Below are 24,812 nucleotides of genomic sequence, written 5' to 3'. Positions count from 1 at the left end.
AGACTGTTACGCGCTGTCACGCTTAACCAATCGGTAACCAAACTTGGCCAGCTTGACGGTGATCCGGGAAGGGGTGGGCCCGGCACAACCGGCATGGAGTCTGAGATGGCTGCCCCGTACTTCGAATTTTCCGACCGTCTTGCATCCCGCAGCCATTCGCCCCGCGGGCAATATGAAAGATGGGGCAAGAGGGCGCTGGATCTGGTGTTGGTCCTTGCAATGCTGCCGGTGGCGCTGCCGGTCATGCTGCTGTGCCTTGGCCTTGCGGCCCTGTCGGTCGGCAACCCCATCTATGGACAGATGCGTGTCGGTCAGAATGGCCGATTGTTCAGGATGTGGAAGATCCGGACCATGCGCCGGGATGCGGACCGTTCGTTGACCCGCATATTGCAGGACGATCCGGTTTTGGCGGATGAATGGAAGCGCAATCAGAAGCTGCGCAATGACCCGCGTGTCACCCGGATCGGCGGCCTGTTGCGGCGGACCAGCCTGGATGAACTTCCACAGCTGCTGAACGTGGCGCTGGGGCAGATGAGCCTTGTGGGACCGCGTCCCTTTCTGCCCGAACAACGCGACCTTTATGATGCGCAGCCGGGTGCCGCCGCCTATTATGCAATGCGGCCCGGCCTGACGGGCCTGTGGCAGGTTGGACCGCGCAACGACACGATCTTTGCCAAGCGTGTCCGGGCGGATCGCCTTTATGCCGACAGGGTCAGTCTGCGAACCGACCTGGGGATCATCTGGCGCACGATCCTCGCCGTTCTGCGCGCGACAGGGCTATGAAGCCGTAGTAAAGCGTCGCCAGATCGCGTTTTCGCCAAGGCTTTCGACAAAGGCCTGATGGGCCTGGCGTTCGGCTTCGGTCAGGCGTTCGGGCAAGGGTCTGGGTCGCGGACGCGGGCGCCAGGTGTCCTGCCGCACCGGACCGGCGTCGGCCTGGACCCCGACGCCCAGGACCAGATCGGGCTGCCGGCCGCCGATCAGTTCCAGATAGACTTCGGCAAGAAGTTCGGAGTCGAGCAGGGCGCCGTGCTTTTCCCGCGCCGAGTTGTCGATCCCGAAGCGCCGGCACAGGGCATCCAGCGTGGCCGGCGCGCCGGGAAACTTGCGTCGGGCCATCGTCAGGGTATCGATCGCGCGATCCATCGGAATCGGCGGCAGATTGACCCAGGACAGTTCGGCATTGATGAATTTCATGTCGAAGCTGGCATTGTGAATGACCAGCCGGGAATCGGGGCCGATAAAGTCCAGGAAATCCTGAGCGATCTCGGCAAAGCGCGGCTTGTCGCGCAGGAAATCGTCGCCAAGGCCGTGAACCTCGAACGCCTCTTTCGGCATCGGACGTTCGGGGTTGATGTACTGGTGATAGAACCGGCCGGTGGGCAGGTGGTTGAGCAGCTCTATCGCGCCGATCTCGACGATCCGATGACCTTCCTCGGGTTCGAAACCGGTGGTTTCGGTATCCAGAACGATCTCACGCATGTCGGGCCCTGATGCTTTCGACAAGCTCTTGCACGGCAGCGCGGGTCTGATCAAGGCTGCGCGTCTCGATGACATGGGTTGCACGGGCGCGTTTCTCGGCATCGGGCATCTGCCGGGAAAGGATCGCTTCCAGCCTTTCTGGGGTCATGCCGGGCCGTGCCAGAACGCGGCGGCGCTGTTCCTCCGCCGGGGCTGTCACGACAAGCGTGGCATCCATCATGGCATCCGCGCCGGTTTCAAACAGAAGGGGAATATCCAGAACCACCAGATCGGCGCCTTCGCGCGCTGCACGGTCGATGAATTCCTTGCGGTCCTGGGCGACAAGCGGGTGAACGGCAGCCTCGATCCGGGCCAATCCATGGGGGTGGGACATGATCCAGTCGCGCAGGATATTGCGATCGACCGCGCCGTCAACGATGGCCTGGGGACAGATTTCCGCAATTGCCGGGACAGCCGCACCGCCCCGTGCATACAGGCGATGTACCGCGGCGTCGGCGTCCCATACCGGCACGCCCATCTGGGCAAACATGCGTGCCGTGGTGGATTTGCCCATGCCGATGGACCCCGTCAGGCCCAGAAGGAAAGGGCGGGGCATCACTCCTCCAGCACGGCGGCGCGCGCGGCCTCGTCCACTTCGGGGCGTTCGCCGAACCAGCGTTCAAAGCCCGGGACGGCCTGGTGCAGCAGCATGCCGAGGCCATCGACCACGGTACAGCCACGCTCTTCGGCCTGTTTCAGGAACGTGGTCTTCAGCGGCGTGTAGACCAGATCGTTTACCACGGCCTTTGGAGAAAGCGCGTCAAGCGGTATCGAAAGGTCGGGCTTGCCCGCCATCCCCAGGGCGGTGGTGTTTACCACCGTCACGGCGTCTTCCAGAATGTCGCCCGCGCGGACCCAATCCTCGATCACGATCTTGGCGCCGAATTCCTGGCGCAGGGTTTCGGCGCGCGTCCGCGTGCGGTTTGCTATACGGATCTCGGGCGCGCCAGCCTCGATCAAGGAAACGATCACCGCGCGCGCCGCACCCCCCGCGCCAAAGACCGCCGCAGGGCCCGATGCCGGATCCCAATTCGGGGCGTTCTGACGAAGATTGGCAAGGAAGCCGTAGCCGTCGGTGTTGTCGGCATGGATCTTGCCGTCGGGACGGAAGATCAGGGTGTTCGCCGCGCCAATCAGCGCTGCGCGGTCGGTCACGAAATCTGCAAGCGCCAGAACGCTTTCCTTGTGCGGAATGGTGACATTCGCACCGACGAAGCCGGCCTTGGGAAGCGTCTGGATGACCTGGCGCAGGTCGGCCTGCGCGACATCCATGGGAATATAATATCCGGGCAGGCCAAGGCGTTTGAGCCAATGCGCATGCAGCCGGGGCGAACGCGAATGGGCAATCGGGGACCCGATGACGCCAGCAAGGGGAATACGATCGATCTCGGTCATGAGGCGATGTCGCCGCGAACGGACAGCCAGGTCAAGAGTTCGATCAAGGGCAGGCCAAGGACGGTGAAGTAATCTCCGTCAATGCGGGAAAAAAGCCGCACTCCCTCTTCCTCGAGCTTGTAGCAACCGACGCTGTCGCGGATGCTTTGCCAGTTGCGGGCCAGGTAATCGTCAAGATAGGCATCCGAGAAGTCGCGCATCGTCAGTCGGACCTGACCGACATGGCGCCATATCGGCGTTCCGTCGCGCGCGACAACGGCGGCCGACAGCAGGCGATGGGTGCGCCCGCGCAGGGCCAGCAGTTGAGCCCGCGCATCTTCCGGATCTTCGGGCTTGGACAGCACCTGTCCATCCAGATCCAGGACCTGGTCGCAGCCGAGAACCAGTGCGCCAGGAAACTTGTCCGAAATCTTGCGGGCCTTCAGTTCCGCCAGGGCGTCGGCGATGTCGCGCGGCGTGGCGTTTTCATGCTGAAGCGCGGCGCGGATGGCCTCTTCGTCGATGTGGGCGGGATGCGTTTCGATGGCAAGCCCGGCATTGCGCAGAAGCTGGGCACGGATGGCCGAACCCGACGCAAGGACCAGCTGAGCATTCGTATCGGTCATGTGGATAGCCCTGTGGACAAAAGGGGCGGAAACCTGTGTCTGATGCGGTGCAAAACATGCGCAGATCGGGGCGCTGTGGGCAAGTCGGGCCTTTCGGGAAAGTTCCAGGACGATTCGTACCTCTGTGAATTCCGAAATCACCGTCCTGTGGATAATTCGCTGATCCACAGGACGTGTCTGCGGTTCAGTATCAACAAATACCCACATTCGCGTTATTTGTTAAGATATTGATAGTAAATAATAAAAATAAGATTTCAGGGTATTTTCGCGACTCTTTCCCCAGACTTTTCCACAGATCGATCCCTTGTGGACAAGGATGTGGGGAAATGTGTTATCCACATTGCCCACAGGGCCTACTGCATCAAGATCCTTCTTTCTCTATAAGGATTTGAATTAGATGAGGCCGTGATGTGAGGTACCTGCATGGGCGATCTGCTGGCGAATCTTTATCCGTGGACAAAGGCGATGCATGTCGTGTCGGTGATCGCCTGGATGGCCGGGCTGTTCTATCTGCCACGGCTGTTTGTCTATCATGCCGAGCGGGTCGCGGTCGGGTCGGAAGGAGACAAGCTGTTCCAGGAAATGGAACGCAAGCTGCTGCGGCTGATCATGAACCCGGCAATGATCGCCACATGGGTCTTTGGCCTGATGCTGGTCTTTACGCCGGGGATTGTGGACTGGTCCGAGGTCTGGCCATGGACAAAGGCCGCCGGGGTGCTGGGCATGACCTGGTTCCATCACTGGCTGGGATACCGGCGCAAGGAGTTCGCAAGCGGCGCGAACACGCGCAGCGGTCGGACCTATCGCATCATGAACGAATTGCCGACGCTTTTCCTGCTGGTGATCGTGTTCTCAGTCATCGTGAAGTTCTGACCGCCGAATTGACTCGGCACGGAGCGCGGTTTATTGAGGTTCTGATCCTGGCCGTCCGGCCAAGGGTTTCTCCCCGATCGAGATCTGACACCCGCCTTCGGGCGCATAGACCGTGGTTGACCCGATGACCCAAGAACGCCTGAACCTTTCGGAACTGAAGGCGAAGAGCCCCGCCGACCTGCTGGCCATGGCCGAGGAGCTGGAGATCGAGAACGCCTCGACCATGCGCAAGGGCGAGATGATGTTCCAGATCCTGCGGGAACGCGCCGAGGAGGGCTGGGAGATCAGCGGAGACGGCGTGCTGGAAGTCCTGCAGGACGGGTTCGGCTTCCTGCGTTCGCCCGAGGCGAACTATCTGCCAGGGCCGGACGACATTTATGTCAGCCCGGACATGATCCGGCAGTACTCTCTGCGCACCGGGGACACGGTCGAGGGCGTGATCCGGGCGCCGGACGACAACGAACGCTATTTCGCGCTGACCAAGGTCAACAAGATCAACTTCGAGGATCCCGACAAGGCGCGCCACAAGGTGGCCTTCGATAACCTGACGCCGCTATATCCCGATGAGCGGCTGCGCATGGAGATCGAGGATCCGACGCTGAAGGACCGCTCGGGCCGGATCATCGACCTGGTGGCTCCGATCGGCAAGGGGCAGCGGGCGCTGATCGTGGCGCCACCGCGGACGGGCAAGACCGTGCTGTTGCAGAACATCGCGCGGTCGATCGAGATCAATCATCCGGAATGCTACCTGATCGTCCTGCTGATCGACGAGCGTCCGGAAGAAGTGACCGACATGCAGCGCAGCGTGAAAGGCGAGGTCATTTCCTCGACCTTCGACGAACCTGCGACCCGACACGTTGCCGTGGCCGAGATGGTGATCGAAAAGGCAAAGCGCCTGGTCGAGCATAAACGAGATGTTGTGATTCTTCTTGATTCGATCACAAGACTTGGGCGTGCCTACAACACCGTTGTGCCCTCTTCAGGCAAGGTTCTGACCGGTGGTGTCGATGCGAATGCGCTGCAAAGACCAAAGCGGTTCTTCGGCGCGGCGCGAAATATCGAAGAGGGCGGGTCGCTGACGATCATCGCGACGGCGCTGATCGACACGGGCTCGCGGATGGACGAGGTCATCTTCGAGGAATTCAAGGGCACGGGTAACAGCGAAATCGTTCTTGACCGCAAGGTCGCCGACAAGCGCGTCTTCCCGGCGATCGACATTCTGAAGTCGGGCACGCGCAAGGAAGAGCTGCTGGTGCCGAAGGGCGACCTGCAGAAGATGTATGTCCTGCGTCGTATCCTGAACCCGATGGGCACCACGGATGCGATCGAGTTCCTGCTGTCGAAGCTGAAGCAGACGAAGACGAACGCCGAGTTCTTCGACTCCATGAATACCTGATATCCTTTCCGGGACGGAGGAGAGGCGGATGGACACGATCTTTGCCCTGGCATCTGCCAGGGGACGAGCAGGCGTTGCCGTAGTTCGTCTGTCCGGTCCCGCGTCGTGGCAGGCGGTCGAACGGTTGGCGGGGTCGGTGCCAATGCCGCGCCGTGCCAGCCTGCGGCGTCTGACATGGCAGGGCGACGTTCTGGATGAGGCGTTGGTTCTGACCTTCGAGAAGGGCAAGAGCTTTACCGGGGAACAGGCGGCTGAGCTGCATCTGCACGGCGCGGTTGCGACCGTGTCGGCCGTTCTGCGGGTCTTGTCGGAAATTCCCGGCCTGCGCATGGCGGAACCGGGTGAGTTCACGCGGCGGGCGCTGGAAAACGGGCGGCTTGATCTGGCCCAGGTCGAAGGCCTTGCCGATCTGATCGATGCGGAAACCGAAGCGCAGAGAAAGCAGGCCTTGCGGGTTCTGTCAGGCGCGACGGGGGAGCGGGCGGAAGCCTGGCGCCGGGATCTGGTGCGGGCGGCGGCGTTGCTGGAAGCAACGATCGATTTTGCCGACGAGGACGTTCCCGAGGATGTGACGCCGGAGGTTCTGGCGCTCATCGATCGCGTCGAAACGGACCTTCGGCGGGAATTGTCGGGTTACGGCGCCGCCGAGCGGATTCGCGAAGGTTTCGAGGTGGCGATCGTTGGGCGGCCGAATTCCGGAAAATCTACTCTTCTCAATGCGTTGGCGGGCCGCGAGGCGGCAATTACGTCTGAGATCGCAGGCACTACACGGGACGTGATCGAGGTCCGTATGGAAATCGGCGGGCTTGCGGTCACATTGCTGGACACGGCGGGATTGCGCGAAACCGACGACGCAGTTGAAGGCATCGGTATCGAACGTGCCCTGCAGAGGGCGCGCGCGGCGGATCTGCGGGTTTTCCTGCTTGATAGCGACGATCTTCCGATGCTGGAGCCGCTTACAGATGACATCGTGGCCTATGGAAAGGCGGATCTGGGCATTGCGCCCGAGGGGCATCTGGCGATTTCGGGCAAGACCGGACAGGGTATTGCGGAACTCGTCGATCTGATTGCCGCGCGCCTTGGGCGGAGAATTGCCGGCGCCGGTGTTGTTGTGCGCGAACGTCACAGAAGCGCAATCGTGACCGCTTTGGGGGCTATGGAATCGGCGCGATTTGAGGTAGTGAGGGGCTCTGAGCGGATAGAGCTGGCTGCAGACGAATTGCGTCGCGCAATACGGGCGTTGGATTCGCTTGTCGGGCGTGTGGATGTCGAGCATCTGCTGGATGAGATTTTCTCCAGCTTTTGCATAGGGAAGTAAGGAGTGTTTCACGTGAAACATTTCGATGTCGTCGTCGTCGGAGGCGGACATGCCGGAACCGAAGCGGCGCATGCTGCGGCGCGTCTGGGTGCGCGCACTGCGCTTGTGACGCTACGGCGTGACACGATTGGTGTGATGTCCTGCAATCCGGCTATCGGTGGCCTGGGAAAGGGCCACCTGGTGCGCGAGATCGACGCCATGGATGGTGTCATGGGCCGCGTCGCTGACCATGCTGGCATTCAGTTCCGTCTGTTGAACAGGCGAAAGGGGCCGGCAGTTCAGGGGCCGCGGACCCAGGCTGACCGCCGGATTTACCGTGAAACCATGCTTGCGATAAGCGAAGCACAACCCAATCTGACGATCATCGAGGGCGAAACCACGGACCTTCTGTTCCGGGAGGGCCGCGTTTCTGGCGTCATCCTGCAGGATGGTTCAGAAATTGAATCCCATGCGGTTATCCTGACCACGGGCACTTTCCTGCGTGGCATCATTCATATTGGCGACGAGAAGCGTCCCGGAGGCCGGATGGGCGACAAGCCGTCGGTCAGGCTGGCAGAGCGTATCTCGGATATGGGGCTGACATTGGGTCGGCTGAAGACGGGGACGCCGCCGCGCCTGGACGGGCGGACGATCGACTGGGATCGGCTGGAATTTCAGCCAGCGGACGATGACCCGGTCCTTTTTTCGTTTCTGCATGACCGACCGTTTCAGCGTCAGATTTCCTGCGGAATTACCTACACGAATGAAAGAACCCACGAAATCATCCGCGCCAACCTTTCGCGGTCAGCGATGTATGGGGGACATATCGAAGGCGTCGGCCCACGATATTGTCCATCCATAGAAGACAAGATCGTCCGGTTCGCCGACAAGACATCGCACCAGGTCTTTCTTGAACCCGAAGGCCTGGACGACGACACCGTGTATCCCAACGGAATTTCCACTTCGCTGCCCGTGGAGGTGCAGGAGTCTTACGTCCGCTCGATCGTGGGGCTGGAGGACGTGCGGATCCTGCAGCCTGGTTATGCGATCGAATATGATTATGTTGATCCCCGTTCGCTGAGGTCCACGCTGGAGTTGCGCGCCCAGTCGGGTCTGTATCTTGCGGGTCAGGTCAATGGCACCACAGGATATGAAGAGGCCGCAGCACAGGGCCTTGTTGCGGGAATGAACGCGGCACTGTCTGCGCTGGAACGCGCGCCCGTCATTTTCTCCAGATCGGACAGCTATATCGGCGTAATGATCGACGATCTCGTGACACGGGGTGTATCAGAGCCGTACCGCATGTTTACCTCGCGCGCGGAATTTCGGCTCTCGCTGCGTGCGGATAATGCAGATCAGCGATTGACCCCGATCGCGATCTCGCTTGGCGGCGTATCGGACGAACGCAAACGCCGTTTCGAACAAAAGATGGAGGCGCTGGAGCGCGGGCGCGAACTGCTTGAGAGTTTCAACCTGACGCCACGCGAGGCTGCACAGATCGGCATCAACGTCTCACAGGATGGCCAGCGTCGGAATGGCTATGTTTTGCTTGGATTCCCGGATGTCGACATGGTCCAATTGCAACAAGCCAAGGCGGAACTTTCGGAAATTGACCCCCAGATTGCCGCTCAACTGAAGCGCGACGCGACTTATGCAACCTATATCGAGCGCCAGCGGGCGGATATCGAGGCTCTTCAGCGGGATGAATCCCACGAAATTCCCGCCGATTTCGATTATGGCGCATTGTCGGGGCTTTCAAACGAGCTGAAAGAAAAGCTTGGACGCGCTCGACCCGAAACCCTGGCCCAGGCGGCTCGGGTCGAGGGCATGACGCCGGCGGCACTGACGCTGATCCTTGCCGCCTTGCGCAAGGCTGAAAGACGACAGGCAGCGGGATGACCGCGATCCATTGTCAGATCAGGGGACGGGATGTTTCACGTGAAACATTCGAACGCCTTCGTCGTTACGAAGATCTTTTGCGCAAGTGGACCTCTCGGATAAACCTGATCGGCCGTTCGACCATCACCGAGATTCAAGAGCGCCACATTCGCGATTCGATTCAGGTCTTCGATAGTGTTCCCGACGCGACCGGAAACTGGGTCGATCTGGGCAGTGGCGCGGGATTGCCTGGCATGATCGTTGCAATTCTGGCCGTGGACGAACGTCCTGATCTCAAAGTGACGTTGGTCGAGGCTGATCTCAGAAAGTCAGCATTCCTCGCGACAGTGGCGCGCGAACTTGGGCTGGACCTGCGAATCGAAGCGCAGCGGATTGAGAATATCGCGCCCCTTGGGGCCGACGTGCTCAGCGCCCGGGCCCTGGCGCCTCTTCCCAAGCTACTTGAATTTGCCCAACGCCATATGGCACCTGACGGGGTCGCTGTTTTTCCCAAGGGCGCACGCTGGCAGGAAGAGCTGAGGCAGGCGCTTGAAAAATGGCGGTTTTCATATCAGAACCAGCCCAGCGTCACCGAACCGGACGCCACCATTCTGAAAATCGGAGGTATTTCTCGTGTCTGACCCGACCAGTCTGCCGCGAGCACGCATCATTGCGATTGCCAACCAGAAGGGTGGCGTCGGCAAGACGACGACGGCGATCAACCTTGCGGCGGCCTTGGCCGAGCAGGGGCTGAAGGTTCTGCTGGTCGATCTCGACCCACAGGGAAATGCCTCGACCGGTGTCGGTATTGATCCTGCAGATCGTGACAAGACGACCTATGACCTTTTGATCGAAGGGGCGGATCCTGCCGAGGTTCTACACCAGACGGATGTCGAGGGATTGCTGATATTTCCGGCCAATGCTGATCTGGCCTCGGCAGATATCCAGTTGGTTTCAAATGAAAAACGCAGTTCAATGCTGCGGGATGCCCTGCGCCAGCCGGCCATCGATGCGATGGATTTTGATTTCATCCTTATCGACTGTCCGCCATCGCTGAGCCTGCTGACGGTCAACGCCATGGTCGCCGCCGATTCGGTCCTGGTTCCGCTGCAATCGGAATTCTATGCGCTGGAAGGGCTGTCGCAACTCATGCTGACGGTTCGCCAGGTGCGTCAATCGGTCAACCCGGACCTTCGGATCGAGGGAGTTGTCCTGACGATGTATGATGGCCGCAACAACCTTTCCAGTCAGGTCGAGGCCGATGCGCGCGCCAATCTGGGCGAACTTGTGTACAAAACGGTCATTCCACGAAATGTTCGCCTGTCCGAAGCCCCATCATATGGTATGCCGGTGCTGACCTACGACAGCATGTCGAAAGGCAGCATGGCCTACCGAGCCTTGGCGCGCGAAGTGATCGAGCAGAACAAGGCCCGGCTGAAGGAATTGCAGGAGTGATTGGGGACGACATGGCAAAGAACGAACGCAGGGGATTGGGCCGTGGTCTGTCGGCGCTGATGGCGGATGTGAATCTCGATCGGGACGACGATTTGGGAAAATCCGCTTCCCGTCGCGCCGACCTGCGCATTCCGATCGAACGGCTCGAGCCGAACCCGGATCAGCCGCGGCGACATTTTTCGCCTGAATCGCTTGAGGAATTGGCCGCGTCGATCCGTGAAAAGGGGATCATCCAGCCACTGATCGTTCGCAAGAGCCCCAGAAATCCGGACAATTACGAAATCGTCGCGGGCGAGCGGCGGTGGCGGGCCGCCCAGATGGCACAGCTGCACGAAGTTCCCGCGATCGTGCGCGACTTCAGCGATACCGAAGTGCTGGAAGTCGCGATCATCGAAAACATCCAGCGGGCCGACCTGAACCCGATCGAAGAGGCTCTGGGGTATCGGCAGCTGATGGATCGCTTTGGTCACACGCAGGAAAAGCTGGCCGAAGCCCTGTCGAAGAGCCGCAGCCACATTGCCAACCTTCTGCGCCTTCTGAACCTTCCCGAAGAGGTCCAGGCTTGGCTGAAAGAGGGCAAACTCTCCGCGGGTCATGCGCGTGCCCTGATCACCGCGGACGATCCCGTCGGCCTGGCGCGTCAGGTCATCGCCAAGGGTCTTTCCGTGCGCGAGACCGAGCGGCTGGCCAAGACACGCCCCGCGCCCGATCGTTCGGCTCGACCCAGGCCCGAGAAAGATGCCGATACCCGAATGCTCGAGCAGGATCTTTCGGCCAATCTCCGGATGAAGGTCGTCATCGACCACAAGGGAGAGCAGGGCGGACAGGTCACGATCACCTATCGCACACTGGATGAGCTGGACCAGCTTTGCCAGATCCTGGGCCAGACGCGCTAGGGCTCTGGCCGGGACCACAGAAACAGCGCGACGGCGCCAAGCGTGGCGCCTTGCACGATCGTGATCCACAGCGCGACGCCAATCGCCGCGGGCACTGCAATGGCGATCAACATGAACAGCGTCGCAGCCCATTTGGCGCGCCGCGAAACGGCCCCGCGTTCTTGCCAGTCGTGGATCGGCGGGCCCAGACGGGGGTGCGTCAGCAGCCAGTCATGCAGATATTCTGACCCCCGCGCAAAGCAAAGGGCCGCCAGCAGCAGGAAGGGCACGGTCGGCAGCAGGGGCAGGGCGATCCCGGCCAGACCCAGTGCGAGCGCCACAAGGCCGCCGACCGTCCAGACCGGGCGCATCACGGCAGCAATTCCCGTATCAATGCATTCAGAACCGGCCTGCCACTTCGGGTTGCGCGCAGGCGCGACCCTTCGACTTCGACCATGCCCAGATCGACCAGACGATCGATTTTGGACCCGGACAATGGCTGTCCGGAAAGACGCGCAAAGCGGTCCATGTCGATCCCCTCGATCAGGCGAAGGCCCATCATCAGATATTCGCCCGCCTGATCCAAATCCGGGATTGGCTGCCTGGAACGTTCACCCGATCCGGTCGTCTCGACCTGGTTCAGCCATCGATCCGGCTGCAACGGCGTGTCCGTTCCATACCGCGTGCCATCGATCGTCAACCGCCCATGCGCCCCGGGGCCGATGCCGCCATAATCCCCATAGCGCCAGTATATCAGGTTGTGCCGGCTCTCTGCGCCCGGTCGGGCATGGTTTGATATCTCGTAGGCCGGCATGCCAAGTTCTTCAAGAAGTTCGTTTGTTTTCAGATACATATCTGCCGAAAGCTCGTCATCCGGCAAGCCTTTCAACCCTCCGGCCGCATGACGCGCCCCAAAGGCTGTACCCTCTTCGATCGTCAGCTGATAGACCGACAGATGATCGACCGCCATCAAGGCCGCTTCTCTCAGTTCCTGCTCCCATGCGGCCAGATCCTGGTATTGCCGCGCATAGATCAGATCGAAACTCACACGCGCGAAGGCCGACCTCGCGATCTCGAACGCCCCGCGCGCCTCGCTTGCGCTGTGAAGCCGGCCCAGTCGCCGCAGATCCTCGTCGTTGAGCGCCTGGATTCCCAACGAAACCCGATTCACGCCCGCCTGCGCATAGGCCCGGAACCGCCCCGCTTCGACCGATCCCGGATTGGCCTCCAGAGTCACTTCCAGATCGTTCGCCACGGGCCATCGCGCCCGAATGCGCCCAAGGATCGCATCAACCAGTTCCGGATCCATCAGTGACGGCGTACCACCGCCAAGGAACACCGTGTTCAGAACCCGCGGTCCGGTTTCCTCGGCAAGACGATCGATCTCGGAAAGATACGCCGCCTTCCAGCGCGACTGATCGATGTGCGCCGCGACGTGGCTGTTGAAATCGCAATACGGACATTTCGAGGCGCAGAACGGCCAGTGCAGGTACAGACCGAAACCGCCGTGACGCCAATCTTCGTTCATCCCTGAAATGCCGTCACCTCGATCTCGATCTTCATGGCCGGATCGATCAGTCCCGCGACGATCATCGTTGCCGCGGGCCTGATCGCGCCGAATGTTGCGCGAAGTTCAGGCGCGACGTCGTCAATATGGGACCGATCGGACAGGATATATGTTGCTCGAACCACGTCCTGCATCGCAAAACCGGCCTCGGTCAGTGCCTTGGCAATCCGGTCCAGTGCGTTGCGTGCCTGCACGCGCGCGGATGCGGGAAAATCCCCGCTCTCTGGGTCCGCACCCGTCGTCCCGGCAACGAAACACCAATCGCCCTGCACGACCGCACGGGAATATCCCAAACGGTCCTCGAAGGGCGAACCACCGGCGATCCGATTGCGGATCATCGCCTTGGGCTTTCGAAGATGCGGACAAGCTTGCCCAGTGCATCGGCGCGGTGGCTGATCCGGTTCTTCTCCTCGGGCACCATCTCGGCAAAGGTCTGCTCATGGCCGTCGGGCTGGAACATCGGGTCATAGCCATGGCCCAGGCGGCCGCGAACGGGCCAGACAAGCTGCCCCTCGACCTTGCCTTCAAAGATCTCCTCATGCCCGTCCGGCCAAGCCAGGACGAGGGTGGCACGAAAGCGCGCGCGCCGGGGGAAGGGGGCGCCGATCTTCTCCAGCTCCTGCCATGTCCGGGTCATCGCCATCATGAAATCGCGCCCATGCGGCGTTTCCGCCCAGTCCGCCGTGTGCACGCCCGGGGCGCCGCCAAGGGCGTCGACCTCGATTCCGCTGTCATCGGCAAGCGCCGGCATCCCAGTCGCGCGAGCGGCCGCATGCGCCTTGATGCGGGCATTTCCGACGAACGTGTCCTCGGTTTCCTCCGGGACCGGCAGATTCAGCTCTGCCGCACCGATGCAAGTGATGCCAAAGGGCGCCAGAAGGGCACGAAACTCTTCCAGCTTGCCCGCATTGTGCGTCGCGATCAGCAACCGGTCTTCGGTGAAGCGTCGCATCAGATCGCTGCCTTCTGCGCCTCGACGAGCTGCGCGATTCCCGCCTCGGCAAGGTCCAGAAGCTGGCCCATCTCGTCGCGCGAAAAGGTCGCGCCTTCCGCCGACATCTGCACCTCGATCAGGCGCTTTGCGCCCGTCAGAACGAAATTGCCATCAGTGCCAGCTTCGCTGTCCTCGGCATAATCCAGATCCAGGATCGGCTGACCGGCATAGATCCCGCAGGACACCGCTGCGACGTGATCGACGATCGGGTCCGACGTGACCGCGCCGGTCTTCAACAGCTTGTTCACCGCCAGCCGCAGGGCAACCCAGCCCCCGGTAATCGCAGCACAGCGCGTTCCGCCATCGGCCTGGATCACGTCGCAATCGACCACGATCTGACGTTCGCCGAGCGCGACCCGATCGACACCGGCGCGCAAGGCACGACCGATCAGGCGCTGGATCTCCTGCGTGCGGCCCGATTGCTTCCCAGCCGCCGCCTCGCGCCGGTTGCGCGTATTCGTGGCGCGGGGCAGCATCCCGTATTCCGCCGTGACCCAGCCCAGTCCCGAGCCCTTCAGGAACGATGGCGCCTTTTCCTCGATCGTCGCGGTGCACAGGACATGCGTATCGCCGACCTTGATCAGGCACGAACCCTCGGCATGTTTCGTCACCCCGGTTTCGATCGAGATCGGACGCATTTCGTCCAGTTTCCGGCCAGAAGGACGCATTGTTTTTCCTCGCTTGAATTGTTCCACGTCAGTTACAGTCGCGCAGCCCCATAGGGCAAGCCCGATTGACGTTTCCGCGCGGGGCTCCATATCTGTCATGACCCTGAGAGGCAGAGCCATGGAAGACACCGCACGAATTCTGGCCGAAATGAACGACCGTTCGCGCGAGGTCTTTCGCCGCGTGGTCGAGACCTATCTCGACACCGGCGATCCGGTCGGCTCGCGCACGGTCTCGCGTACGATGAGCGAAAAGATCTCGCCCGCGACGATCCGTAATGTCATGCAGGATCTCGAGATGTTGGGGCTGCTGGACAGTCCGCATACCTCGGCCGGTCGGGTGCCGACGCAACTGGGCCTGCGGATGTTCGTCGACGGCTTGATGGAGGTCTCGACGCTTGCGGTCGAGGACCGGCAGGCGATCGACGCGACCACCGGCGGCAACGAACCGGGCGTGAACTCCCTGCTTGACCGCGTGGGACAGGCGCTGTCGGGTATCACCCATTCCGCCAGCCTTGTCCTGGCGCCAAAGCATGACGCCGAGGTGCGCCATATCGATTTCGTCAGCCTGGCGCACGACCGGGCGCTGGTCGTCCTTGTCTTTTCCGATGGGCATGTCGAGAACCGCATCTTCACGCCACCGCCCGGCCTGACCCCGTCGGCGATGCGCGAGGCTGCGAATTTCGTCAATGCGCTGGCCGAGGGCCGCACCCTGTCGGAATTGCGCGATCACATGCGCAAGGAGATCGCGCGCCGCCGGCAGGAGATCGACCAGGCGGCGCAGGGCCTGATCGAGGCAGGAATCGCCATGTGGGAGGGGGCCGGCGATACCCGCGAGCGTCTGATCGTGCGCGGTCAGTCGAACCTGCTGGATCATGCCGACGAGGCCGACCTGGACCGTATCCGCGCCCTGTTCGACGATCTGGAGCGCAAGCGCGACATTGCCGAGTTCCTTGAACATGCCGAGCAAGGCGAAGGCGTGCGCATCTTCATCGGCAGCGAGAACAAGTTGTTCTCACTTTCGGGTTCCTCTTTGGTCGTTTCTCCATATATGAACGCGGATCGGAAGATCATTGGCGCCGTCGGCGTCATTGGCCCGACGCGGCTGAACTATGGCCGTATCGTGCCCATCGTTGACTATACGGCGCAGCTGGTCGGGCGACTATTGTCCGGCGAGCGGAAGGACCAGACATGAGCGAGATGAAGAAAGACGAATTGGCAGAAGATCAGGCACAGATCGGCGAAGAGGCGATCGAGACCGAAACCGTCGCCGACGAGATCGAGGCATTGCGGGCCGAGCGCGACGAATTCCGCGACCGCTACATGCGCGCGCTGGCCGAGGCCGAGAATATCCGCAAGCGCGGCGAACGCGACCGGCGCGAAGCCGAGCAGTATGGCGGTGCCAAGCTGGCCCGCGACATCCTGCCGGTCTATGACAATCTCAAGCGGGCGCTTGACGCGGCCGATGACAGCGTGCGCGAACAGGCCCGGGCGCTGATCGAAGGAGTCGAGCTGACGCTGAAGGAGCTGGCCTCGGTGCTTGGCCGTCACGGGATTGAACGGATCACGCCGCAGGTGGGCGACATGTTCGACCCGCAGGTCCACCAGGCCATGTTCGAGGCGCCCGTGCCCGGCACCCGGGCCGGAGAGATCATCCAGGTCATGACCGAAGGCTTCGTGATGCACGAACGTCTGTTGCGACCGGCGCAGGTGGGCGTCAGCTCGACCCCGGCGAACGGCCAGCAGGCCGATCAGAAGGGCCAGCCGGATCAGGGCTAATCCGAACAGCGTTTCACGTGAAACGGGGGCCCGCGGGCCCCCGCGTCATTTCCGGACGAGCGCCTTCAGCTCGTACAGCGCCGTCAGCGCCTGCAGGGGCGTCATCTCGTCGGGATGCAGTTCGGCAAGTCTTGCCTCGACGGCGGACGGGCCGCGCGCGGGGGGCGAAGCGGCCGGGGCCGCGCTGAACAGGGGCAGGTCGTCGATCAGCGCCGTGCGCCGGGCCCCGCCTTCGCGTTCGCCCTTCTCCAGCGCCTCCAGAACGACCCGGGCCCGCTCGACGACCGCCGGCGGCAGACCCGCCAGCCGCGCGACCTGCACGCCATAGGACCGGTCCGCCGCGCCTTTCACGACCTCGTGCAGGAAGACGACCTCGCCTTCCCATTCGCGCACGGCGACCGTGGCGTTCTCGACCCCTTCCAGCTTGTGCGCCAGCGAGGTCAGTTCGTGGTAATGCGTCGCGAACAATGCGCGGCAGCGATTCACGTCGTGCAGGTGCTCCAGGACGGCCCATGCGATCGACAATCCGTCCCAGGTCGCCGTCCCCCGTCCGATCTCGTCCAGGATGACCAGCGCGCGATCATCGGCCTGGTTCAGGATGGCGGCGGTCTCGACCATCTCGACCATGAAGGTCGATCGCCCGCGGGCAAGGTCATCGGCCGCGCCCACCCGGCTGAACAGCTGGCTGACCAGCCCCAGATGCGCGCGCCGGGCCGGAACGAAACTGCCCGCCTGCGCCAGAAGCGCGATCAGCGCGTTCTGCCGCAGAAACGTGGACTTGCCCGCCATGTTCGGCCCGGTGATCAGCCAGATCGCGGGTGTCTCGCCCTGCGAGAGGGCGCAATCATTGGCCACGAAGCTTTCGCCCGCGCGTCGCAGGGCGCGTTCGACGACCGGGTGGCGTCCGCCCTCGACATCGAAGGCGCGGCTGTCATCCACCCTGGGCTCGCACCAATCCTCGCCGCGCGCCAGGTCCGCGAAGGCCGCGAACAGGTCGATCTCGGCCAGCGCCCGCGCCGCCTGCGAGATCGCTGCCGCATTGTCCAGGACAACCTGACGCAGATCCTCGAACAGGCGACGCTCGATCTCGATCGCGCGGTTGCCGGCATTCAGGATGCGCGTTTCCAGCTCGGACAGTTCCAGCGTGGTGAAGCGCAGCTGGTTCGCGGTCGTCTGGCGGTGAATGAAGGTTTCGCTGAGCGGCGGAGCCAGCATCCTGTCGGCATGGGTTGCCGTGGTCTCGACGAAATAGCCCAGAACGTTGTTGTGGCGGATCTTCAGGCTCTGGATGCCGGTCTGTTCGACATAGCGCGCCTGAAGGCGGGCGATCACGCCCCGGCCCTCGTCGCGAAGCTGGCGAACCTCGTCCAGCTCGGCATCCAGTCCCGGCGCGATGAAACCGCCGTCGCGGGCCGAAAGCGGCGGCTCCTCGACCAGGGCGGCGCGCAGGCGCGCGACCAGCGCGTCATGTCCGGCCAGATCCCGCGCGGCCAGGGACAGCCGTTCGGGCACATCGCCCGTCAACAGATCGGCCACCGCCCGCGCACGCTCCAGCCCGGCGCGGATCGCCGCCAGATCGCGCGGGCCGCCGCGTTCCAGCGCCAGCCGGGACAGCGCCCGGTCCATGTCCGGGGCCTTGCGCAGCTCCTCGCGCAGCGCATCGCACAGGCCCGGATCCTCGACCAGGTGCCGGACCGCTGCCAGCCGCGCGTGGATCTCGTCCAGGTCGCGCGACGGCGCGGCCAGCCGCCGTTCCAGAAGCCGCCCGCCCGCGGCCGTGACGGTCCGGTCGATGGCGGCCACCAGCGACCCTTCTCGCCCACCCGACAGGGCCTGGGTGATTTCGAGGTTCCGCCGCGTCGCCGCGTCGATCTGCACCACGCCCCCGGGCGTTTCCCGCGTGGGCTGCCGCAACAGGGGCAGCTTGCCCCTCTGGGTCAGGTCCAGATACTCGACGATCGCGCCCATCGCCGAAATCTCGGCGCGCGCGAAGCTGCCAAAGGCGTCAAGCGTGGCTATGCCGTAAAGGTCGCACAATCGCCGTTCGGCCCCCGTGCTGTCGAACGAGGCGCGCGCCAGCGGCGTCAGCGCCGCGCCGATTTCCTCGGCCAGGGGCGCGATCTCGGCCTCGTGGCTTTCGCTGACCAGCAGCTCGCGCGGGGCGAGGCGCGCCAGTTCCGGCAAGAGCCGCACGCGCGGGCAGGGCATCACGTGAAATTCCCCGGTCGAGATGTCGGCGATGGCCAGCGCGCCCGAGTCGCGTATTTCCGCCCAGGCCGCCAGGAAGTTGTTGCGCCGCGCCTCCAGCAGGGAGTCCTCGGTCAGCGTTCCGGGCGTGACCAGCCGCACCACGTCGCGCCGCACCACGGCCTTCGAGCCGCGCTTCTTCGCCTCGGCGGGGTCTTCCATCTGCTCGGCGATCGCCACGCGAAAGCCCTTGCGGATCAGCGTCAGCAGATAGCCCTCGGCCGAATGGACGGGCACGCCGCACATCGGGATGTCGCGCCCCATATGCTGGCCACGCTTCGTCAGCGCGATGTCCAGCGCGACGGCCGCCTGCTCGGCATCCTCGAAGAACATCTCGTAGAAGTCGCCCATCCGGTAGAACAGAAGCGCATCCGGATAGCGCCCCTTGATCTCCAGATATTGCGCCATCATCGGCGTGACGCCTGCGTCCTTTTCGCCCACGTTTTCCCCCATTGGCTGCGCGCGGACCCTAGCAATGCGGGGCGCGGCGAAAAAGGGGGCAATCCTTTTGATTGGCACGATGCAAGGGGGGCGCTATGACGGCGGAAAAGACAGGGGAAAGACGATGTCCAACAGGAACCGCATCACCCGGGAAGAGGCGCTGGCCTATCACCACAGCCCCACGCCCGGCAAATACGAGATCAACGCCAGCAAGCCGATGGTCACCCAGCGCGACCTGTCGCTGGCCTACAGCCCCGGCGTTGCGGTTCCGGTCGAGGCGATCGCGCAGGATCCCGGCACGGCCTATGACTACACGGTCAAGGGCAACATGGTCGCCGTCGTGTCGAACGGCACGGCGATCCTTGGCATGGGAAATCTCGGCGCGCTGGCATCGAAACCCGTGATGGAAGGCAAGGCGGTGCTGTTCAAGCGCTTTGCCGACGTCAATGCCATCGATATCGAGCTGGACACCGAAGACCCCGAGGAATTCATCAATGCCGTGCGCCTGATGGGGCCCAGCTTCGGCGGCATCAATCTCGAGGACATCAAGGCCCCCGAATGCTTCATCATCGAAAGCCGCCTGAAGGAGATCATGGACATCCCGGTGTTCCATGACGACCAGCACGGCACGGCGGTGATCTGCGCGGCCGGTCTGATCAACGCCCTGCACCTGACGGGCAAGAAGATCGAGGACGTCCGGATCGTCCTGAACGGCGCGGGCGCGGCCGGCATCGCCTGTATCGAGCTTCTCAAGGCGATGGGCGCGCGGCACGACAATTGCATCGTCTGCGATACCAAGGGCGTGATCTGGCAGGGCCGGTCCGAGGGCATGAACCAGTGGAAATCCGCCCATGCGGTCAGGACCGACCTGCGCACGCTGGAAGAGGCGATGCGCGGTGCCGACGTCTTTCTTGGCGTTTCGGTCAAGGGGGCGGTGACGCCCGAAATGGTCGCCAGCATGGCGCCCGATCCGATCATCTTCGCCATGGCCAATCCCGATCCCGAGATCACGCCCGAAGAGGCCCATGCCATCCGCCCCGACGCGATCGTGGCGACCGGGCGGTCGGACTATCCGAACCAGGTCAACAATGTCCTGGGCTTTCCCTATCTGTTTCGCGGAGCGCTGGACATTCACGCGCGCGCCATCAATGACGAAATGAAGATCGCCTGCGCCGAGGCCCTGGCCAGCCTTGCGCGCCAGCCCGTGCCCGAGGAAGTCGCTTTGGCCTATGGGCGCAAGCTGACCTTTGGCCGTGACTACATCATCCCCACGCCCTTTGATCCGCGCCTGATCCACGTCGTGCCGCCCGCAGTAGCGCGCGCCGGAATGGAAACCGGCGTGGCGCGTCGACCCATCATCGACATGGAGGCCTATGAGCTGAGCCTGAAGTCGCGGATGGATCCGACGGCTTCCATCCTGCAGGGCATCCATGCGCGGGCGCGCGCCGCACAGGCCACGATGATCTTTGCCGAAGGCGACGATCCGCGCGTCCTGCGCGCGGCCGTTGCCTATCAGCGTTCGGGCATGGGACGCGCGATCGTCGTGGGGCGCGAGCCGGACGTGGCCGAGAAGCTGGCCGCCGAGGGTCTGGCCGATGCGGTGGACGAACTGGAAGTCGTCAACGCGGCCAATACCCCGCATCTGGCCACCTACAAGGACTTTCTCTATGCCCGCCTGCAGCGCAAGGGCTTTGACCGCGCCGACATCCACCGACTGGCCGCGCGTGACCGGCATGTCTTTTCGGCCCTGATGCTGGCCCATGGCCATGGCGATGCCATGGTGACGGGGGCGACGCGCAAATCGGCCCATGTTCTGAGCCTCATCAACCATGTCTTTGACGTCACGGCCGAGGATGGCGCGGTGGGCATTACCGCGGTCCTGCTGCGCGGGCGGATCGTCTTCATAGGCGATACGCTGGTGCATGAATGGCCCGACGAAGAGGATCTGGCCGATATCGCCGAACGCGGCGCGGCCGTGGCGCGCGGCATGGGGATCGAGCCACGGGTGGCCTTCCTGTCGTTTTCGACCTTCGGCTATCCGGTGTCCGAACGCGCGACCAAGATGCACCGCGCGCCGCAGGTGCTGGACGCGCGCGGCGTCGATTTCGAGTATGACGGCGAGATGACCGTGGATGTCGCGCTGAACATGGATCAGATGGCGCATTATCCGTTCTGCCGCCTGACCGGCCCGGCCAATGTTCTGGTCGTGCCGGCGCGGCATTCGGCCTCGATCTCGGTCAAGCTGCTGCAGGAAATGGCGGGCGCCACGATCATCGGCCCGATCCTGACCGGCGTCGATCGCCCGATCCAGATCTGTTCGACCGGATCGACGGTGAACGACATCGTCAACATGGCCGCAATCGCGGCCTGTCGCCTGGGGCAGTGACCGGGTCAGACGGGTGGGCGGTTTTCCGGGCCTACTGCGCGAAGACCGCCTGATCGCCCCAAAGCGCGCGCACCCGTGCGTCGCGGCCGCAGGATTCGCGGTAGAACTTGTAGGCCTTGGCCTGTGACATCGGTCCGCGCCGGGTCAGGACAAGATTCCGTCCCTTGTAGTAATCCTGGTGATAGGACTCGGCTGGCCAGAAGCGCGCGGCGGGCAGGATTGGCGTGACGACCTTTCGGCCAAGGGCGGCCTCGGCCCGTGCCTTCGCGGCCCGCGCGGCCCGCGCCTGCGTCTCGTTTCGAACGAAGATCGCCGTACGATAGCTTTCGCCGCGATCGCAGAATTGTCCGCCGTCATCCGTCGGGTCGATCGAGCGGAAGAACAGGTCGAACAGCGTCTCGAGGCTGATCCGTCCGGGGTCAAAGACGATCTCGACGGCTTCGTAATGTCCGGTGCCGCCGGCGCTGACCTGTTTGTAACTGGGGTTCTCGACGCGCCCGCCGGTATAGCCCGAGACGACCTCGATCACCCCCGGGACCGATTCGAAATCGGCTTCGACGCACCAGAAGCAACCGCCCGCAACGATGGCCGTGTCCTGCCGGGCCAGTACAGGGCCCGCGGCAAGCAGAAGCAGACAGGAAAGGACAAGACGCACCATCGGACATCCTCATGCTGGTTTCCCGACCAGAACGAGGGCAAACGCATCGAAAGGACAACCGACATCCGCGTGAGATCACGAAATCGTTCCGGACGCGGCCAGAAAAAGGGGCCGGGACTGGCCCGGCCTAATGATCGGGCGGTCGATCAGCCCTTCACGCGGGCGTTCCGCGCGGCGATCAGCTTCAGCCGCAAGGCGTTCAGCCGGATGAAGCCCGCGGCATCCTTCTGGTCATAGGCGCCGGCATCTTCCTCGAAGGTGACGTGCTTTTCGGAATACAGCGAATGATCCGACCAGCGTGCCACGGTGCGGGCCGAGCCCTTGTAAAGCTTCACGCGCACGGTGCCGGTGACATGTTCCTGGCTCTTGTCGATCGCGGCCTGCAGCATCTCGCGTTCGGGGCTGAACCAGAAGCCGTTGTAGATCAGTTCCGCATAGCGCGGCATCAGGCTGTCCTTCAGGTGGCCCGCGCCCGCATCCAGCGTGATCTGCTCGATCCCGCGATGCGCCTCCAGCAGGATGGTTCCGCCGGGCGTTTCATAGACGCCGCGCGACTTCATCCCGACAAAGCGGTTTTCCACCAGGTCCAGGATGCCGACGCCATGCTTGCCACCCAGTTCGTTCAGGCGAGTCAGCAGCGTTGCCGGGCTCATCCGTTCGCCATCGATCGCGACCGCGTCGCCACGTTCGAAGGTGATCTCGACATATTCGGGCGTATCCGGCGCGTCCTCGGGCCGCGTGGTGCGCTGCAGCACGTAATCGGGCGCCTCTTCGGCGGGATTTTCCAGAACCTTGCCCTCGGACGAGGTATGCAGAAGGTTCGCATCGACCGAGAAGGGCGCCTCGCCGCGCTTGTCCCTGGCGATCGGGATCTGGTGCGCCTCGGCAAATTCCAGCAGCTTCGTTCGGCTGGTCAGGTCCCATTCCCGCCACGGCGCGATGACCTTGATATGCGGGTCCAGCGCATAGGCGCTGAGTTCGAACCGCACCTGGTCGTTGCCCTTGCCCGTGGCGCCATGGGCGATGGCATCGGCCCCGGTTTCATGCGCGATCTCGACCAGCCTCTTGGAAATCAGTGGCCGCGCGATCGAGGTGCCCAGCAGATACAGCCCCTCATAGACCGCATTGGCGCGGAACATCGGAAAGACGAAGTCGCGCACGAATTCCTCGCGCAGGTCCTCGATATAGATGTTCTCGGGCTTGATCCCCAGCATCTCGGCCTTCTTGCGGGCGGGCTCCAGCTCTTCGCCCTGGCCCAGATCGGCGGTGAAGGTCACCACCTCGCAGCCATATTCGGTTTGCAGCCATTTCAGGATGATCGAGGTATCGAGGCCACCGGAATAGGCCAGAACGACTTTCTTTGGCGCGGACATGGAACCTTCCTGTGCATGGAGGACGCAGTGGTCAATCCCATGCGCGATAGCCGTTTTTCGTGCGCTGGGCAAGGATTGCGCGGGTTCCGGCGCGGCGCGCGGTCGCGCCCGGCCCCGTGACGCTTGCAAGGGCGGGAAAGCTGGTTCATCAAGCGGGACATGACCGATTTTCGAAATGCAGCCGAAGCCACGACCCGCGCCCTGCGGGATGTCTTTCCGCCAACGCCTCTGCAACGCAACGATCACCTGTCGGCGCGTCTGGGCGTCGATGTCTGGCTGAAGCGCGAGGATCTGACGCCCGTGCGCAGCTACAAGCTGCGCGGCGCGTTCACGGCCATGCGCCGCATCCTGGCCGAGGATCCCAGCCATGGCCATTTCGTCTGCGCCAGCGCGGGCAACCACGCCCAGGGCATGGCCTATGCCTGCCGCCATTTCGGCGTGCGTGGCACGATCTTCATGCCCGTGACGACGCCTCAGCAGAAGATCGACAAGACCCGGATCTTTGGCGGCGACTGTATCGAGATCCGGTTGACCGGTGACTATTTCGACCAGACCCTGGCCGCGGCGCAGGCTTTCTGTGCCGAGGCGGGCGCGCATTTCCTGTCGCCCTTCGACGATCCGGACGTGATCGAGGGTCAGGCCTCGGTCGCGGTCGAGATCCTGGAACAGCTGGGCCGCGCGCCGGACATGGTGGTCGTTCCGGTGGGCGGCGGGGGGCTGGCCGCCGGTGTCACGACCTATCTGCGCGAGGCCGCGCCGCAGACGGCCTTGCGCTATGTCGAGCCGGCGGGCGGGGCAAGTCTGGCCGCCGCGCTGCGGGCTGGCCAGCCCGTGACCCTGCCGCGCGTGAACAGCTTCGTCGATGGGGCGGCGGTTGCGCGCATCGGCGATCGTCCTTTCGAGCGCCTGCGCCATGTCGATCCCGCCCATGTCCTGGCCGCGCCCGAAGACCGGATCTGCGTGACGATGCTGGACATGCTGAATGTCGAGGGCATCGTGCTGGAACCTGCTGGCGCCCTTGCCGTGGACGCGCTGCCCGATCTGGCCAGCCAGATCGCGGGCAAGACGGTGGTCTGCGTCACCTCTGGCGGCAATTTCGATTTCGAGCGTCTGCCCGAGGTCAAGGAAAGGGCACAGCGCTATTCAGGGCTGAAGAAGTATTTCATTCTGCGGATGCCGCAGCGGCCGGGCGCGCTGCGGGAATTCCTGAACCTTCTGGGCCCCGATGACGACATCGCGCGATTCGAATACCTCAAGAAGTCGGCGCGCAATTTCGGCTCGGTCCTGATCGGGATCGAGACGAAGGATCCGGCCAATTTCGATGCCCTGCGCCAGAGACTGGACGAATCCGCCATCGCCTGGCGCGACATCACCGAGGACGAGACCCTGGCCGAGTTCCTGATCTGA

24 protein-coding genes are annotated in these 24,812 nt (G+C 63.2%); 12 read left to right on the top strand and 12 right to left on the bottom strand.

Annotated elements, in window-relative coordinates; genetic code table 11:
* Positions 1-105: 105 nt before the first annotated feature.
* Positions 106-783 carry a sugar transferase gene (locus tag LV82_RS03005; protein ID WP_104069317.1) on the top strand — a complete coding sequence of 226 codons (678 nt, stop codon included), beginning with the start codon at positions 106-108 and terminating at the stop codon, positions 781-783.
* On the opposite strand, the gene dnaQ is transcribed toward LV82_RS03005, so the two are convergent.
* From dnaQ to LV82_RS02985, 4 genes are read right to left on the bottom strand one after another with little or no spacing between them, the layout of a single operon-like run.
* Positions 778-1,482 carry a DNA polymerase III subunit epsilon gene (gene dnaQ, locus LV82_RS03000; RefSeq protein WP_104069184.1) on the bottom strand — a complete coding sequence of 235 codons (705 nt, stop codon included), beginning with the start codon at positions 1,480-1,482 and terminating at the stop codon, positions 778-780. The two genes, LV82_RS03005 and dnaQ, sit on opposite strands and share 6 nt — an antisense overlap.
* The gene (gene coaE / locus LV82_RS02995) at positions 1,475-2,077 is read right to left on the bottom strand and encodes a dephospho-CoA kinase (RefSeq protein WP_104069183.1); all 603 of its coding nucleotides are present in this window, start codon (positions 2,075-2,077) and stop codon (positions 1,475-1,477) included. Before coaE ends, dnaQ begins: the two co-directional genes overlap by 8 nt.
* Positions 2,077-2,916: a shikimate dehydrogenase gene (locus tag LV82_RS02990; RefSeq protein WP_104069182.1), complete on the bottom strand. Its 840-nt coding sequence runs from the start codon at positions 2,914-2,916 to the stop codon at positions 2,077-2,079. The genes coaE and LV82_RS02990 overlap by 1 nt, the downstream gene beginning before the upstream one ends.
* Positions 2,913-3,521 (bottom strand): Maf family protein, encoded by a 609-nt coding sequence (locus tag LV82_RS02985; RefSeq protein WP_104069181.1) that lies wholly within the window; start codon positions 3,519-3,521, stop codon positions 2,913-2,915. The genes LV82_RS02990 and LV82_RS02985 overlap by 4 nt, the downstream gene beginning before the upstream one ends.
* 423 nt (positions 3,522-3,944) lie before the next feature.
* On the opposite strand from LV82_RS02985, the gene hemJ reads away from it, so the two are divergent.
* From hemJ to LV82_RS02950, 7 genes are all read left to right on the top strand, one after another.
* On the top strand, positions 3,945-4,394 hold the full coding sequence (gene hemJ / locus LV82_RS02980) for a protoporphyrinogen oxidase HemJ (protein WP_104069180.1): 450 nt from the start codon (positions 3,945-3,947) through the stop codon (positions 4,392-4,394).
* 124 nt (positions 4,395-4,518) lie between these two features.
* The gene (rho, locus tag LV82_RS02975) at positions 4,519-5,790 is read left to right on the top strand and encodes a transcription termination factor Rho (RefSeq protein ID WP_104069179.1); all 1,272 of its coding nucleotides are present in this window, start codon (positions 4,519-4,521) and stop codon (positions 5,788-5,790) included.
* A gap of 28 nt (positions 5,791-5,818) precedes the next feature.
* Positions 5,819-7,108, top strand: a complete 1,290-nt coding sequence (mnmE, locus tag LV82_RS02970) for a tRNA uridine-5-carboxymethylaminomethyl(34) synthesis GTPase MnmE (protein WP_104069178.1) — start codon at positions 5,819-5,821, stop codon at positions 7,106-7,108.
* A 12-nt stretch (positions 7,109-7,120) separates the two neighbouring features.
* The gene (gene mnmG, locus LV82_RS02965) at positions 7,121-8,986 is read left to right on the top strand and encodes a tRNA uridine-5-carboxymethylaminomethyl(34) synthesis enzyme MnmG (protein WP_104069316.1); all 1,866 of its coding nucleotides are present in this window, start codon (positions 7,121-7,123) and stop codon (positions 8,984-8,986) included.
* Positions 8,983-9,606, top strand: coding sequence for a 16S rRNA (guanine(527)-N(7))-methyltransferase RsmG (rsmG, locus tag LV82_RS02960; protein ID WP_104069177.1), 624 nt, complete (start codon positions 8,983-8,985; stop codon positions 9,604-9,606). Before mnmG ends, rsmG begins: the two co-directional genes overlap by 4 nt.
* Positions 9,599-10,420 carry a ParA family protein gene (locus LV82_RS02955; protein ID WP_104069176.1) on the top strand — a complete coding sequence of 274 codons (822 nt, stop codon included), beginning with the start codon at positions 9,599-9,601 and terminating at the stop codon, positions 10,418-10,420. Before rsmG ends, LV82_RS02955 begins: the two co-directional genes overlap by 8 nt.
* Positions 10,421-10,431: 11 nt before the next feature.
* Positions 10,432-11,316, top strand: coding sequence for a ParB/RepB/Spo0J family partition protein (locus LV82_RS02950; protein ID WP_104069175.1), 885 nt, complete (start codon positions 10,432-10,434; stop codon positions 11,314-11,316).
* Here LV82_RS02950 and LV82_RS02945 read toward each other — a convergent pair.
* From LV82_RS02945 to rph, 5 genes are read right to left on the bottom strand one after another with little or no spacing between them, the layout of a single operon-like run.
* Complete coding sequence (locus tag LV82_RS02945) at positions 11,313-11,666, bottom strand: YbaN family protein (protein ID WP_104069174.1); 354 nt, start codon at positions 11,664-11,666, stop codon at positions 11,313-11,315. The genes LV82_RS02950 and LV82_RS02945 overlap by 4 nt on opposite strands.
* Positions 11,666-12,823, bottom strand: a complete 1,158-nt coding sequence (hemW, locus tag LV82_RS02940) for a radical SAM family heme chaperone HemW (RefSeq protein ID WP_104069173.1) — start codon at positions 12,821-12,823, stop codon at positions 11,666-11,668. The genes LV82_RS02945 and hemW overlap by 1 nt, the downstream gene beginning before the upstream one ends.
* Complete coding sequence (locus LV82_RS02935) at positions 12,820-13,200, bottom strand: RidA family protein (protein ID WP_104069172.1); 381 nt, start codon at positions 13,198-13,200, stop codon at positions 12,820-12,822. The genes hemW and LV82_RS02935 overlap by 4 nt, the downstream gene beginning before the upstream one ends.
* Complete coding sequence (rdgB, locus tag LV82_RS02930; protein ID WP_104069171.1) at positions 13,197-13,817, bottom strand: RdgB/HAM1 family non-canonical purine NTP pyrophosphatase; 621 nt, start codon at positions 13,815-13,817, stop codon at positions 13,197-13,199. Before rdgB ends, LV82_RS02935 begins: the two co-directional genes overlap by 4 nt.
* On the bottom strand, positions 13,814-14,524 hold the full coding sequence (gene rph, locus LV82_RS02925) for a ribonuclease PH (protein ID WP_104069170.1): 711 nt from the start codon (positions 14,522-14,524) through the stop codon (positions 13,814-13,816). The genes rdgB and rph overlap by 4 nt, the downstream gene beginning before the upstream one ends.
* Positions 14,525-14,642: 118 nt before the next feature.
* On the opposite strand from rph, the gene hrcA reads away from it, so the two are divergent.
* Entirely contained in the window at positions 14,643-15,716 is a 1,074-nt protein-coding gene (hrcA, locus tag LV82_RS02920; RefSeq protein WP_104069169.1) for a heat-inducible transcriptional repressor HrcA, read from the top strand.
* Entirely contained in the window at positions 15,713-16,300 is a 588-nt protein-coding gene (locus LV82_RS02915) for a nucleotide exchange factor GrpE (protein ID WP_104069168.1), read from the top strand. The genes hrcA and LV82_RS02915 overlap by 4 nt, the downstream gene beginning before the upstream one ends.
* Before the next feature lie 45 nt (positions 16,301-16,345).
* Here the strand turns inward: LV82_RS02915 and mutS are convergent, their stop codons facing one another.
* On the bottom strand, positions 16,346-18,958 hold the full coding sequence (mutS, locus tag LV82_RS02910; protein ID WP_104069315.1) for a DNA mismatch repair protein MutS: 2,613 nt from the start codon (positions 18,956-18,958) through the stop codon (positions 16,346-16,348).
* A 154-nt stretch (positions 18,959-19,112) separates the two neighbouring features.
* Between mutS and LV82_RS02905 the strand changes: the two genes are divergently transcribed.
* Positions 19,113-21,374: an NADP-dependent malic enzyme gene (locus tag LV82_RS02905; protein ID WP_104069314.1), complete on the top strand. Its 2,262-nt coding sequence runs from the start codon at positions 19,113-19,115 to the stop codon at positions 21,372-21,374.
* Between the two features lie 31 nt (positions 21,375-21,405).
* On the opposite strand, the gene msrA is transcribed toward LV82_RS02905, so the two are convergent.
* Both msrA and LV82_RS02895 read right to left on the bottom strand, forming a co-directional pair.
* Positions 21,406-22,032, bottom strand: a complete 627-nt coding sequence (gene msrA, locus LV82_RS02900; RefSeq protein ID WP_104069167.1) for a peptide-methionine (S)-S-oxide reductase MsrA — start codon at positions 22,030-22,032, stop codon at positions 21,406-21,408.
* Positions 22,033-22,178: 146 nt separating this feature from the next.
* The gene (locus LV82_RS02895; protein WP_104069166.1) at positions 22,179-23,405 is read right to left on the bottom strand and encodes an argininosuccinate synthase; all 1,227 of its coding nucleotides are present in this window, start codon (positions 23,403-23,405) and stop codon (positions 22,179-22,181) included.
* Between the two features lie 159 nt (positions 23,406-23,564).
* On the opposite strand from LV82_RS02895, the gene ilvA reads away from it, so the two are divergent.
* A complete protein-coding gene (gene ilvA / locus LV82_RS02890) occupies positions 23,565-24,812 on the top strand; it encodes a threonine ammonia-lyase IlvA (RefSeq protein ID WP_104069165.1) in 1,248 nt (415 codons plus the stop codon).

It is taken from the genome of Albidovulum inexpectatum (genome assembly GCF_002927635.1).
Taxonomy (GTDB): domain Bacteria; phylum Pseudomonadota; class Alphaproteobacteria; order Rhodobacterales; family Rhodobacteraceae; genus Albidovulum; species Albidovulum inexpectatum.
The sequence above is the reverse complement of the archived record's forward strand: the minus strand, read 5'-3'. Positions and strand labels throughout refer to the sequence as shown.

Excerpts from the sequence above, each read along its gene's own strand:
- hrcA (WP_104069169.1), top strand. The coding sequence starts at position 14,643 with ATGGAAGACACCGCACGAATTCTGGCCGAAATGAACGACCGTTCGCGC.
- LV82_RS02935 (WP_104069172.1), bottom strand. The coding sequence starts at position 13,200 with ATGATCCGCAATCGGATCGCCGGTGGTTCGCCCTTCGAGGACCGTTTG.
- LV82_RS02915 (WP_104069168.1), top strand. The coding sequence starts at position 15,713 with ATGAGCGAGATGAAGAAAGACGAATTGGCAGAAGATCAGGCACAGATC.
- rho (WP_104069179.1), top strand. The coding sequence starts at position 4,519 with ATGACCCAAGAACGCCTGAACCTTTCGGAACTGAAGGCGAAGAGCCCC.
- LV82_RS02950 (WP_104069175.1), top strand. The coding sequence starts at position 10,432 with ATGGCAAAGAACGAACGCAGGGGATTGGGCCGTGGTCTGTCGGCGCTG.
- coaE (WP_104069183.1), bottom strand. The coding sequence starts at position 2,077 with ATGCCCCGCCCTTTCCTTCTGGGCCTGACGGGGTCCATCGGCATGGGC.
- hemW (WP_104069173.1), bottom strand. The coding sequence starts at position 12,823 with ATGAACGAAGATTGGCGTCACGGCGGTTTCGGTCTGTACCTGCACTGG.
- msrA (WP_104069167.1), bottom strand. The coding sequence starts at position 22,032 with ATGGTGCGTCTTGTCCTTTCCTGTCTGCTTCTGCTTGCCGCGGGCCCT.
- ilvA (WP_104069165.1), top strand. The coding sequence starts at position 23,565 with ATGACCGATTTTCGAAATGCAGCCGAAGCCACGACCCGCGCCCTGCGG.
- rsmG (WP_104069177.1), top strand. The coding sequence starts at position 8,983 with ATGACCGCGATCCATTGTCAGATCAGGGGACGGGATGTTTCACGTGAA.
- mnmE (WP_104069178.1), top strand. The coding sequence starts at position 5,819 with ATGGACACGATCTTTGCCCTGGCATCTGCCAGGGGACGAGCAGGCGTT.
- LV82_RS02985 (WP_104069181.1), bottom strand. The coding sequence starts at position 3,521 with ATGACCGATACGAATGCTCAGCTGGTCCTTGCGTCGGGTTCGGCCATC.
- LV82_RS02895 (WP_104069166.1), bottom strand. The coding sequence starts at position 23,405 with ATGTCCGCGCCAAAGAAAGTCGTTCTGGCCTATTCCGGTGGCCTCGAT.
- hemJ (WP_104069180.1), top strand. The coding sequence starts at position 3,945 with ATGGGCGATCTGCTGGCGAATCTTTATCCGTGGACAAAGGCGATGCAT.
- dnaQ (WP_104069184.1), bottom strand. The coding sequence starts at position 1,482 with ATGCGTGAGATCGTTCTGGATACCGAAACCACCGGTTTCGAACCCGAG.
- LV82_RS03005 (WP_104069317.1), top strand. The coding sequence starts at position 106 with ATGGCTGCCCCGTACTTCGAATTTTCCGACCGTCTTGCATCCCGCAGC.
- LV82_RS02990 (WP_104069182.1), bottom strand. The coding sequence starts at position 2,916 with ATGACCGAGATCGATCGTATTCCCCTTGCTGGCGTCATCGGGTCCCCG.
- rph (WP_104069170.1), bottom strand. The coding sequence starts at position 14,524 with ATGCGTCCTTCTGGCCGGAAACTGGACGAAATGCGTCCGATCTCGATC.
- mutS (WP_104069315.1), bottom strand. The coding sequence starts at position 18,958 with ATGATGGCGCAATATCTGGAGATCAAGGGGCGCTATCCGGATGCGCTT.
- LV82_RS02945 (WP_104069174.1), bottom strand. The coding sequence starts at position 11,666 with ATGCGCCCGGTCTGGACGGTCGGCGGCCTTGTGGCGCTCGCACTGGGT.
- LV82_RS02905 (WP_104069314.1), top strand. The coding sequence starts at position 19,113 with ATGTCCAACAGGAACCGCATCACCCGGGAAGAGGCGCTGGCCTATCAC.